At 32.7% G+C, this 12,024-nt stretch carries 14 protein-coding genes, 1 tRNA gene and 1 riboswitch; of the genes, 14 read left to right on the plus strand and 1 reads right to left on the minus strand.

Going from position 1 to position 12,024, the window contains the following annotated elements; all coding sequences use genetic code 11:
- The first annotated feature begins 15 nt into the window (after positions 1–15).
- From atpA to spoIIID, 9 genes are all read left to right on the plus strand, one after another.
- On the plus strand, positions 16–1,518 hold the full coding sequence (gene atpA, locus TICRE_RS10900) for a F0F1 ATP synthase subunit alpha (RefSeq protein WP_075728002.1): 1,503 nt from the start codon (positions 16–18) through the stop codon (positions 1,516–1,518).
- Between the two features lie 23 nt (positions 1,519–1,541).
- Positions 1,542–2,396, plus strand: coding sequence for an ATP synthase F1 subunit gamma (gene atpG / locus TICRE_RS10905; RefSeq protein ID WP_075728004.1), 855 nt, complete (start codon positions 1,542–1,544; stop codon positions 2,394–2,396).
- A gap of 19 nt (positions 2,397–2,415) precedes the next feature.
- The gene (gene atpD / locus TICRE_RS10910) at positions 2,416–3,813 is read left to right on the plus strand and encodes a F0F1 ATP synthase subunit beta (protein ID WP_075728006.1); all 1,398 of its coding nucleotides are present in this window, start codon (positions 2,416–2,418) and stop codon (positions 3,811–3,813) included.
- A 1-nt stretch (position 3,814) separates the two neighbouring features.
- A complete protein-coding gene (atpC, locus tag TICRE_RS10915) occupies positions 3,815–4,216 on the plus strand; it encodes an ATP synthase F1 subunit epsilon (protein WP_075728008.1) in 402 nt (133 codons plus the stop codon).
- A gap of 144 nt (positions 4,217–4,360) precedes the next feature.
- Positions 4,361–5,149 (plus strand): YwmB family TATA-box binding protein, encoded by a 789-nt coding sequence (locus TICRE_RS10920; protein WP_075728010.1) that lies wholly within the window; start codon positions 4,361–4,363, stop codon positions 5,147–5,149.
- 29 nt (positions 5,150–5,178) lie between these two features.
- Complete coding sequence (murA, locus tag TICRE_RS10925; protein WP_075728012.1) at positions 5,179–6,435, plus strand: UDP-N-acetylglucosamine 1-carboxyvinyltransferase; 1,257 nt, start codon at positions 5,179–5,181, stop codon at positions 6,433–6,435.
- Between the two features lie 122 nt (positions 6,436–6,557).
- Entirely contained in the window at positions 6,558–7,625 is a 1,068-nt protein-coding gene (gene spoIID, locus TICRE_RS10930) for a stage II sporulation protein D (RefSeq protein ID WP_075728014.1), read from the plus strand.
- Positions 7,626–7,712: 87 nt separating this feature from the next.
- A complete protein-coding gene (locus TICRE_RS12985) occupies positions 7,713–8,573 on the plus strand; it encodes a M23 family metallopeptidase (RefSeq protein ID WP_084191942.1) in 861 nt (286 codons plus the stop codon).
- Positions 8,574–8,622: 49 nt separating this feature from the next.
- Positions 8,623–8,877: a sporulation transcriptional regulator SpoIIID gene (gene spoIIID, locus TICRE_RS10945; protein WP_075728020.1), complete on the plus strand. Its 255-nt coding sequence runs from the start codon at positions 8,623–8,625 to the stop codon at positions 8,875–8,877.
- Between the two features lie 145 nt (positions 8,878–9,022).
- Here the strand turns inward: spoIIID and TICRE_RS10950 are convergent.
- Positions 9,023–9,099: transfer RNA gene (locus tag TICRE_RS10950), tRNA-Pro, on the minus strand.
- Positions 9,100–9,379: 280 nt separating this feature from the next.
- Here TICRE_RS10950 and TICRE_RS10955 point away from each other — a divergent pair.
- From TICRE_RS10955 to TICRE_RS10975, 5 genes are all read left to right on the plus strand, one after another.
- Complete coding sequence (locus tag TICRE_RS10955) at positions 9,380–9,850, plus strand: COG2426 family protein (RefSeq protein WP_075728022.1); 471 nt, start codon at positions 9,380–9,382, stop codon at positions 9,848–9,850.
- A gap of 58 nt (positions 9,851–9,908) precedes the next feature.
- Positions 9,909–10,011, plus strand: a riboswitch (SAM riboswitch).
- 70 nt (positions 10,012–10,081) lie between these two features.
- Positions 10,082–11,236, plus strand: a complete 1,155-nt coding sequence (metK, locus tag TICRE_RS10960) for a methionine adenosyltransferase (RefSeq protein ID WP_075728024.1) — start codon at positions 10,082–10,084, stop codon at positions 11,234–11,236.
- 115 nt (positions 11,237–11,351) lie between these two features.
- Entirely contained in the window at positions 11,352–11,573 is a 222-nt protein-coding gene (locus tag TICRE_RS10965; RefSeq protein WP_075728026.1) for a DUF1659 domain-containing protein, read from the plus strand.
- Between the two features lie 32 nt (positions 11,574–11,605).
- Positions 11,606–11,824 (plus strand): DUF2922 domain-containing protein, encoded by a 219-nt coding sequence (locus TICRE_RS10970; RefSeq protein WP_075728028.1) that lies wholly within the window; start codon positions 11,606–11,608, stop codon positions 11,822–11,824.
- Between the two features lie 14 nt (positions 11,825–11,838).
- Positions 11,839–11,982: a YvrJ family protein gene (locus TICRE_RS10975; protein ID WP_075728030.1), complete on the plus strand. Its 144-nt coding sequence runs from the start codon at positions 11,839–11,841 to the stop codon at positions 11,980–11,982.
- Positions 11,983–12,024: the final 42 nt, after the last annotated feature.

Below are 12,024 nucleotides of genomic sequence, written 5' to 3' on the forward strand. Positions count from 1 at the left end.
CTGAGGTGAGAAAATTTGGAGTTAAGGCCAGAAGAAATAAGTTCAATTATAAAAGAACAAATTAAACGATACGAAAGTAAGATAGACCTTGTAGACGTAGGTACTGTAATACAAGTTGGAGATGGTATTGCAAGACTTCATGGACTAGAAGGATGTATGGCTGGAGAGCTCATAGAGTTCCCAGGAGATGTATTTGGAATGGCTCTAAACTTAGAAGAAGACAATATAGGTTGTGTACTTTTAGGATCTGATAAAGATATAAAAGAGGGAGATACTGTAAAGAGAACTGGAAGAATAGTAGAAGTTCCAGTAGGCGATGCTCTTATAGGAAGAGTTGTAAATGCTCTAGGTCAACCTATAGATGGAAAAGGAAGTATAAATACAGATAAGTTTAGTCCCATAGAAAAAATAGCACCAGGTGTTATCACTAGAAAAAGCGTAAATGAACCACTTCAAACTGGAATAAAGTCAATAGATGCACTTTTTCCTATTGGTAGAGGACAAAGAGAGCTTATAATAGGCGATAGACAAACAGGTAAAACAGCTCTTGCAATAGATACTATCTTAAATCAAGATAAGACAGATGTTATATGTATCTATGTAGCTATAGGTCAAAAGAGATCTACAGTTGCACAAATAGTAGATGTTTTAGAGCAAAGAGGTGCTATGGATTATACAATAGTTGTTTCCTCTACTGCAAGTGAACTTGCACCCCTTCAATATATAGCACCATATGCTGGTGTTACTATGGCAGAAGAGTTTATGGCACAGGGAAAAGATGTTTTAATAGTTTATGATGACCTTTCAAAACATGCTACAGCTTATAGAGCGATGTCACTTCTTTTAAGAAGACCACCAGGAAGGGAAGCTTTCCCAGGAGATGTATTCTATCTTCACTCAAGACTTCTTGAAAGAGCTGCAAAACTTGATAAAGAATATGGTGGAGGATCTATTACTGCTCTTCCTATTATCGAGACTTTAGAGGGAGATATCTCAGCATATATTCCAACAAACGTTATATCTATAACAGATGGACAGATATTCTTAGAGACAGACCTATTCTTCTCAGGACAAAGACCAGCTATAAACACTGGACTTTCAGTTTCAAGGGTAGGGGGAGCTGCTCAAATAAAAGCTATGAAAAAGATAGGTGGTAAACTTAAACTTGATATAGCTCAATATAGAGATTTAGCATCATTTTCTCAATTTGGATCTGATCTTGACCCAGAAACACAAGCAAGACTAGACCAAGGTGAAAGACTTATGGAAGTATTAAAACAACCTCAATACAGTCCATTAGCTGTAGAAGATCAAGTAATTATTCTATATGCAGTTACAAACAATCATCTAAAAGATATACCAGTTGATCAAATATCTTTATTTGAAAAAGAATATTTAGATTTTGTTCACAATAACTATCCTGAGATAGTAGGGATGATAAGCGAAAAGAAAGTATTAGATGATGATATAATAGCAAAAATAAAAACATCTATTGATGAATTCAAGAAAAACTTCTAGTTTAAGAAAATGGAGGTGATAGTTTGGCACAATCCACTAGAGAAATAAAAAGAAGGATAAAAGGGATTGGAAGTACTAGACAAATCACAAAAGCTATGGAACTTGTATCTTCTACAAAAGTTAGAAAAAGAAGAATAAAACTAGAAAAAACAAGACCTTATTACAATACTGTTTTAAAGAGTATAAAAGAAGTATTAAAAAATGTAAATATAAACCACCCTCTTTTACAAGAGAGAGAAGTGAAAAAATCACTATACATTACAATAAATGCTGATAGAGGACTTGCTGGAGGATACAATTCAAATATAAATAGGCTTATAGATAATAAATTTAAAAACAATAAAGACTCCATTTCTTTGATAACTGTGGGAACAAAGTCTAGAGACTTTTTCAAAGGTAGAAACTATAATATATTAGAAAGCTTTGTAGGAATCTCCGAAGAACCAGAGTTTTCAGATGCAAGAGAGATTGGTAAGCTGGCTATGGATCTTTATATAAAGGGTGAAATAGATGAGATAAATGTAGTATTTACTGAATTTGTAAGTACTATATCTTACAAACCCCAAATTATAAAATTATTACCTAGTGAAAAGATTAAAAAAGAAGAAGGTAAACCTAGTGCAATAGTAGACTTTGAACCAAGTCCAGAAGAAGTATTGGAGTATTTAATACCAAAATATGTTGAAAGTAGTATATATGGAGCTCTTATAGAGGCTTCAACAAGTGAGCAATCTGCTAGACGATCTGCTATGAGTGCGGCTACTGACAACGCAAATGAAATAATAGACGAGCTTAATATGGTATACAATAGAGCAAGACAATCAGCTATAACCATGGAACTATCTGAAATAGTTGCAGGAGCTGAAGCATTAAAGTAACATAGAAAGGAGTGGGCAAATGGAACAAAATATAGGAAAAGTAGTTCAAGTAATTGGCCCAGTAGTAGATATCCGTTTTAATGAAGAAAAACTTCCCAATCTATTAAGTGCTATTGAGATAGATAAAAAAGGTGAAAAGATAATAGTAGAAGTAGCACAGCACCTTGGAAATGATACAGTAAGATGTATATCCATGGGTCCAACTGATGGTCTTGTTAGGGGAATGGAATGTGTTGATACAGGAAAACCAATAGCCGTTCCAGTAGGAGAAGATACTTTAGGAAGATTGTTTAATGTACTTGGAGAAACAATAGATGGAAAAGAGGAGCTTAAAAACGTACAAAAATCCCCTATTCATAGAGAAGCACCTTCTTTTGAAGAACAAGAAACTTCACAAGAAATCTTCGAAACAGGTATAAAAGTAGTAGACCTTATGGCGCCTTATTCTAAAGGTGGTAAAGTAGGACTATTTGGTGGAGCTGGGGTTGGTAAAACAGTACTTATCCAAGAGCTTATAAACAATATTGCAACTCAACACGGAGGAATCTCAGTATTTACAGGAGTTGGAGAGAGAACAAGAGAAGGTAATGACCTTTATCATGAGATGATTGAATCTGGAGTAATAGACAAAACAGCTCTAGTATTTGGTCAGATGAATGAGCCCCCTGGAGCTAGGATGAGAGTTGCTCTTACAGGACTTACTATGGCAGAATACTTTAGAGACCAACAAGGACAAGATGTACTTTTATTTATAGACAATATATTTAGATTTACTCAAGCTGGTTCTGAAGTTTCAGCACTACTTGGTAGGATGCCTTCAGCAGTAGGTTATCAACCAACACTAGCTACAGAGATGGGTCAGCTTCAAGAGAGAATCACATCTACAAAGAAAGGTTCTATAACTAGTGTTCAAGCAGTTTATGTACCAGCAGATGACCTTACAGACCCTGCTCCTGCGACAACTTTTGCACATCTAGATGCTATAACAGTATTATCTCGTTCTATATCAGAACAAGGATTTTACCCAGCGGTAGATCCACTTGAATCTTCATCTAGAATGCTTTCTCCTAATATAGTAGGAGAAGAACATTACAATGTTGCAAGAGGTGTACAGGAACTTTTACAAAGATATAAAGAATTACAAGATATAATAGCAATCTTAGGTCTTGATGAGCTTTCAGATGAAGACAGACTGATAGTATCAAGAGCTAGAAAAATACAAAGATTTTTAACACAGCCTTTCTTTGTTGCTGAAACATTTACCTCCCTTCCTGGTAAATATGTACCTATAGCAGAAACTGTAAGAGGTTTTAAAGAGATACTAGATGGAAAGCATGATGATGTATCAGAAACAGCTTTCCTTATGGTAGGGACTATAGAAGAAGCACTAGAAAAAGCTAAAAAGGTGGAAGATTAATATGGCTGCAATTCATCTAGAGATAGTTACTCCTGATAGACTTTTTTTCAATGAAGATATAGATAGTATCATCGTTCGTGGAATAGAAGGAGATTTAGCTATTTTAAAAGGGAGAACTCCAATAGTTACACCTTTAAAGATTGGAAAGATAAGAATATTTCAAAACGGCACTGAAAGAGTAGCATCAGTAACAGAAGGATATGTTACTGCAATAGAGGATAATATAACTATAGTTACAGATGCTGCAGAGTGGCCTGAGGAGATAGATATAAATAGAGCAGAACGCGCTAAGAAAAGAGCTGAAGAGAGATTAAGCGGTAAGTCGGATATGGACTTATATCGCGCGGAAATTGCTTTAAAAAGATCCATCAACAGACTAGAGACATCAAAGTATAAAAAATAATTTTTAAATAATGTATAAAAAGTATCCTTCCTTGGCAATACTTAAAATATAAGGGAAGGGTACTTTTTTATTTTAATGTTTTGTCCCCCTTTACATTAAAGAAATGAGTATCTTTCCCTAATTATATTTTAGGAGGCGTTTAAAATGAAAAGAATAATTATATTTGCACTTATTTTATTTATACTTATACCTATATTTCCAAAAGCAGAAGAAACAAACGGCGAATGGAATGTATTAGAAGATATGTTATATGATCTAGAAGGAAAACCTTCAGAAGGTGAGATGGTTTTTAATGGAGTTATAAAGAATGGTTTTATGAAAGAAAAAGAGATTACTAGTTTAGGAGAAAAAATGGTTAAAAAATTGGGGCTTGTGGGTGAAGAAATTGATCCATTTATACTTCAAGAAAAAACAAAAGATAAATTTTATTCTAAGATGGTAATATTTGAAAAAGATTATAGTCAAATAAATTATGATGGATATGATAGTAATGGAAACCAGATTTCTATAAACTTAAATTCATATATAAATGAAGAAGTAAACTTAGAGGAAACTTCCCTTTCAATAAGTATTGTAAAAGATGATGATTTTTCCAAAATAAATGATATAATAGAAAAGATAGAAAAAATATATAAAGACTTTGACTGTCAATGGGATTTAACTTCGTGTTTAATAGGCAAAGTAAAGGGTAAATATCCTAAAGAAGAATTCTCGGACAAGTTTAAAAGTGTATTAAATAGTATAGATGGAACAATAGTAGAAGAATTTTCTGATAAAGATTTTTCATCTTATACTATTTATAGTCCACTAATAGAAAACTATTTAACAATTAATAAAAAAAAGATTAACATTCATCTATCTATAAGGTATAATAGAGAAGAAGACTATACATACTTGTGGATAGGTACGCCTATAATAACAACAGGATATTAAAGTAGTATAATAAATTAGGGGGAGATAATTTGGAAATAATAGTAGTAGAGAAAAGCCCTCCGTTGAAAGGGAATGTAAGAATAAATGGAGCGAAAAACTCTGCGCTTCCCATAATAGCGGCATCGCTATTGGGAACTGAAGATATAATATTGGAAGATGTGCCAGATTTAAGGGATGTAGGTATAATATGTGAAGTTTTGAGATCCCTTGGAGCAGAGGTAGAATTTATAGATAAAAGAACTATAAAAATAAATTCAAAGAATTTAAATAATCATATAACTAGATATGATCTTATGAATAAGATGAGAGCATCTCTTCTTGTAATGGGACCACTAATTGCAAGACTTGGAAAGAGTAAGACTTCTCTTCCTGGAGGATGTGCTATTGGTACGCGTCCAATAGATTTACACCTTAAAGGATTTAAAGCCTTAGGAGTAGATATAAATACTGAACACGGAAGTATTGATGCATCAGTAGATAAGTTAATAGGAGGAAAGATATATTTAGACTTTCCATCTGTTGGAGCTACTGAAAATATAATGATGATAGCATCTATGGCAGAAGGAGAAACTATCTTAGATAATGCGGCTATGGAGCCAGAAATTATAGATCTTCAAAACTTTTTAAATAAATTGGGTGCAAAGATTAAGGGAGCAGGTACTAGCACTATAAAAATAAAAGGTGTTAAACGTCTTGGTGGATGTAGACATCAAATTATTCCTGATAGAATAGAAGCGGGAACATTTTTAGTTGCGGCGGCTATAACTGGTGGAGATGTAGTAGTAGAAAATGTTATAGCAAGCCATATAAAACCTGTAATTGCAAAACTTAGAGAAGCAGGAGTAGAAGTAATTGAAAATGATGATAATATAAGGGTGATAGGTAATGGAGAAATCAAACCTATAGATGTAAAGACTCTTCCATATCCGGGTTTCCCAACAGATATGCAATCTCAATTTATGGCTATGTTAACACTTTGTAAAGGAACAAGCGTTGTGGTAGAAACAGTATTTGAAAATAGATTTATGCATGTAGATGAACTAAAACGAATGGGTGCAAATATAAAAATAGATGGTAAATCAGCTATTATTCAAGGCGTAGATGGCCTTACAGGAGCACCTGTAAAAGCTACAGATTTAAGAGCGGGAGCGGCTCTAGTCCTAGCTGGACTTGTAGCTGAAGGAAAGACTGAGATAGAAGATATATATCATATTGAAAGAGGATATGATGGTATAGAGGAAAAGTTTTCAAAACTTGGAGCTATTATTTATAGAAAAACAGTTTAAACTTACTAATTTGTAAAAAAGAATGGGAATATGATTATTCTTATTCTTTTTTTGTGTTTAAAGGAATAAAATGATAGGCTTTAGAATAAGTATATATATACTAAAGTGATAAGGGGGAAGACATGAGAAGATTTGGGGGATACTTACTTGTAATGTTGTTAATAACAATTCTAATTCCTTCAGTTATAGCTAAAAGTGTGGACATTGTATCAATAAAAAGTGTTTCAGAAGGAAAGAGATTTGTGAAAAAAGAAAATGGAAACAATAAAAAAGATGAAACGGCTAAATCTATCAAAAAGGCAAGTGTTCCTTTAAAGATAGGCGAAAAAGAATTTGAATATATAAAAGTATACAATGAAAATACTAAAGAGGTAAAAGAGATCTTATTAGATGAGTATATAAAGGGAGTTGTTGCAGCTGAGATGCCAGCTAGATTTGATATAGAGGCCTTAAAAGCGCAAGCAGTCGCTGCTAGAACTTATGCTATTAATAAGAGCTTAAGGTTTGAAGATGGTCATCCTAATCATCCCAAGGCACCTATTTGTACTGGAGTTCATTGTCAGGCGTACTTATCTTTAGAAGATTTACAAAAGGTACATGGAGAAAAATGGGTAGAGGATTATTGGGATAAGATAGGAGAGGCAGTAAATACTACAGCAAATCTTGTTATTATGTATGAAGGAGAAATTATAGAACCACTTTATCATTCGACAAGTGGAGGTATGACAGAGGATTCTGTAAATGTATTTGCCAATAATTCTCCTTATTTAAAAGCAGTAAAAAGTCCACATGAAGAAGAAGCGCCAAAGTTTAAAGAAGTAAAGACTCTAACTAAGGCTGAATTTGTAAAGGCCATAAACTCTAAGTTTCCTAAGGCCAAACTTAAAGAAAATGATTTTTTAGAAAAAATAAAATTAGTAGAAAAGACTCCAAGTGGAAGAATAAATAAACTATCTATAAATGGTATAATTGTAGAAGGTAGAGAAGTAAGAGATATATTTGAATTGAACTCTACTAACTTTAAGTTTTTATATGATAAAAAGGTAGGGCTTATGGAGATAGAAACTCATGGATATGGCCATGGAGTTGGAATGAGTCAGTGGGGAGCCAATGGTATGGCTAAAAATGGTAATACATTTGAACAAATATTAAAACATTATTATTCAAAAGTGGAGATAAAAAAGATGTAACTTTTTAAAAAAGTTACATCTTTTTTCTAATTTATAAGGTATTAAAAAAGCAGAAGTGGAAATAATAGGTATTAGAGGTGATAGAAGATGAAAGAAAAATTGGTAAAGTTTGTAAAAGAAAATGGATTTTTATTATTTCTCTTTATATGTGTGGGTGTAGTGGCTTTTAGTACAATCTATGTAGTTACTCAAGAGGTAGATCCTAAAGGAGGAGAACTACTTACTAAAGAGCAGATGAAGGATTTGCCAGCAGAATTAAATAAAAAAGAGGCTTCGAAAAACATTCCTAAAAAAGAAGTTCCAAAAGTTGAAACTCCAAAAGTTGAAACTCCAAAAAAGGAAGTTCCTAAAGTAGAAGTTCCTAAAGAAAAACCCAAACAAGAAAATAATCTTAACAAAGAGAAAGAAGAGTCCAAGCCTATACAACAAGTAAAAGAGCAAAAGCCACAAAAGATAGTAAAAGAAGAAGAGGTTAGAGAAACTTTTTCAGAAAATACAATATCAAAAGATGATTTACCAAAAGAAAAAGAGGAGCCACAAAGCACGGGTAAATTTATAATGCCTGTAGGTGGTAAGATAATTACTGAATTTACAAAGGATAATTTAATTTACTCTAAGACTTTAGATGAGTGGAGAGCACATCCGGGTATAGATATTGCAGCTAAAATTGGCGAAAAGGTAAAGGCACCTTTAGATGGAAGAGTAAAGGAAATAAATGAAGATCCACTATGGGGGAAAGTAGTAATACTTGATCATGGAAATGGGCTTCTTACTAAGTTTGCTAATTTAGGAGATACAAATATGATAAAGAAAGACCTAAAGGTAAAAAGGGGAGATTATATAGCAGTAGTTGGAAAAACTGCAGATATAGAGATGTTAATGGAATCCCATTTACATTTCGAAGTGATAAAAAATGGTAATATAGTAGATCCTCGTTCTATTCCTTAAAAAAAGGCATATGTATATATATACCCAAATTTAAGAGGGGGTTATTGTATTGAAGGATTATATAGAGGAAAGGACTTTAGAAATAGCGAAGTACATACTAAATGAAGGGGCTACCGTCAGGCAGGCTGCAGGTGTTTTTGGAGTTAGCAAAAGCACTGTTCATAAAGATGTAACTGAGCGTCTACCAAAGATAAACCCTCTTATAGCATCTATGGTGAAGGAAATATTAGATACTAATAAAGCTGAAAGGCATATTAGAGGTGGGGAAGCCACTAAGAGAAAATATATAGCAACAAATGAATAAACCATATTTCTCAACGCTATATTTAAGAACAAAAGATATAAAAAAGACTAGAACCCGGTTCTAGTCTTTTTTATTTTAATATTTAAGCTTTAAAATAAAAAAAGAAACTATTTGATATCAAATAGTTTCTTTTACCGACTTATTATGGTCGGGGTGAGAGGATTTGAACCCCCGGCCCCATGGTCCCAAACCACGTGCGCTACCAAACTGCGCTACACCCCGTTGTTTTGTTAACGTGTTTCTCTTTTGCCAACTATTATAGTATAAGACATATCCAAAAATAATGCAATACCTTTAATTTAGATTTAATAGTCTTATAAAGATATGAAATAGTATTATAAGCAATATAAGCATGATTATCTAATTAATACTACTTATATCTAATTAATTCAACGTATTTCGTAATTTACATTAAAAAGATTAATGTTTTATTTTCTTTTTTTATTGAATAATAGTTTTAAGGAGGCTATAATAGAATATAGGGAGAGGGGAATTGGACTTTATGATAGAAATACTTGAAGAATTAAAAGTTGAAATAATAGTTATGTTTTTTTCTATGCTTCCTTTGATAGAACTTAGGGGTGCTATACCTCTTGGTATATCTTTAGGACTAAATCCCTGGCAAAGTGCAATTATAAGTATATTAGGCAATATTCTTGTGGTATTTATACTGCTTAATATCCTAAACCCTGTTATGATTCATTTTGAAAGGACAAAGTTTTTTTCTGCCACTCTTGGAAAGATAAAAGAAAGATCTATGAAGAAATCGAGTGTTATTAAAAAATATAGTTTACTTGGACTTTTTATATTTGTATCTTTACCTATTCCTACAACAGGAGCTTGGACAGGTGCACTTATTTCATCAATTTTAAAATTAGATGTAAAAAAAGCATTTGTTTCAATGTCACTAGGAATAGTCGTAGCAGGTATAATAACCCTAACTATAAGTCATAGTATATTTACAATACTTTAAAAATAAGTTTGACTATTATTTTTATCCGTGATAAAATCTATTAGTAAAATTAAATAGTTCCTTATCAAGAGCGATGGAGGGTATGGGCCCTATGAAATCCGGCAACCAGTATTTATACAAGGTGCTAAATCCCACAGGACTTTGGTTCTGAAAGATGAGGTATAAGCTTAAAATGCCTAACCTTTTCTTTGTGGAGAGGTTTTTTTATATTTAAATTTAGGAGGAAGAAAAATGAAAAAGACTTTATTTACTTCTGAGTCAGTAACAGAAGGTCATCCTGACAAGGTATGTGATCAAATATCAGATGCGATATTAGATGCAATCCTTGAACAGGATAAAGAAGCAAGAGTAGCATGTGAAACAGTAGCTACAACGGGAATGGTTCTAGTAGTTGGAGAGATAACCACTTCATGCTATGTAGACATACCTAAGATAGTTAGAAACACTGTAGAGGAAATAGGATACACTAGAGCAAAGTATGGTTTTGATGCTGAGACTTGCTCAGTTTTAACTTCTATAAATGAACAATCACCAGATATTGCTATGGGTGTAAATAAAGATGATGAAGACGGTTTAGATAAAACAGGGGCTGGAGATCAAGGGATGATGTTTGGATATGCTTGTAATGAGACAGATGAGCTTATGCCCCTACCTATATCTCTATCACATAAACTAGCTAAGAGGCTTGCAGATGTAAGGAAAAACGACACTCTAAGCTATTTAAGACCAGATGGTAAAACGCAAGTTACAGTAGAATATCATGATGGAAAACCGGTGAGAATTGAAAACATAGTAGTATCAGCTCAACACAGTTCAGATGTAGAGATCTCTACTATAAAAGAAGATATAATACACCATGTAATAGAAAAGATAGTTCCAAGGGAACTTATAGATAAAGAAACAAAGTACTTTATAAATCCTACTGGAAGATTTGTAGTTGGAGGACCTATGGGAGATTCAGGGCTTACAGGTAGAAAGATTATAGTAGATACCTACGGTGGCTTTGGAAGACATGGAGGAGGAGCTTTTTCTGGGAAAGATCCTACAAAAGTAGATAGATCAGCTTCTTATATGGCTAGATATATTGCTAAAAACATTGTAGCTGCTGGGCTTTGTGATAGATGTGAAGTAGGATTAGCTTATGCTATAGGGGTATCTCGTCCACTATCTATATATGTAGATACATTTAGAACTGGTAATGTTTCTAATGAAGAAATAATAAAACTTATAAATGAAAACTTTGATTTAAGACCTGCTGCAATTATAAGGGATTTAGATTTAAAAAGACCTATATATAAGCAAACAGCTAGCTATGGTCACTTTGGAAGAGAAGATTTAGATCTTCCTTGGGAAAGATTAGACAAGGTAGAAGCTTTAAAAAAATAGAAAAAAGATAGATGAAAAGATTTAAACTAGAAATGGTTTAAATCTTTTTTTAATTTAAATAGTAAATTCTTTCTTAAGAGCTATATATTGAACAAGAAGAGAGGGGGTGAAAAAAATGGCTATAAAAAATGTAAAAGAAAAGACAAATTTAAAACTAGAATTAGACGGAGGGATTGTAGATGAAAAGCAAAAGCTTATCTCTAAAACATATAGTAAGATAAAAACTGATGCTTTAGATGAAGAACTCTATGAAACAGCTTTAGCTCTACAAACACTTCAAAGTAAAGACCTTTTAAATGTAAAGAGGGTTGAAGAGATGTCACTTATATCTCAATAGTGAAAGTGAAATATTAAGTTGGAGGTGAGAAAATGATAAATACAATTTTGGAGCTAGACTTTTTAGATGGAATAAATAAAAAATTTAAGCTATCGGTAGCAGAACCTAAAGAAGACTTAGAGGAGCTTCAGATAGCAAGTGCTATGGATACTATATTAGAAAAAAATATATTTATATCCAATAATACAGATTTAGTAAAATCAGTGGCAGCTAGGATTATAAAGACAACAGTAGAGACTATGGAATTCTAAGGAGGGTATAAAAAATGGAAGAGATATATACTCATATAGCTAATTTAGGTTTTCCAATAGTCATTTCCATATATCTCTTGGTAAGGATAGAAGGAAAACTAAATCAGCTAAGTGAAAGTATAAACGAACTTTCAAATACAATAGCAAAAGTACTCTAAAGATGACTGTTTATCAGTCATCTTTTTGTACATATGCAGTAA

Origin of the sequence: Tissierella creatinophila DSM 6911, assembly GCF_001940565.1 — a bacterium.
GTDB classification, from domain to species: domain Bacteria; phylum Bacillota; class Clostridia; order Tissierellales; family Tissierellaceae; genus Tissierella_A; species Tissierella_A creatinophila.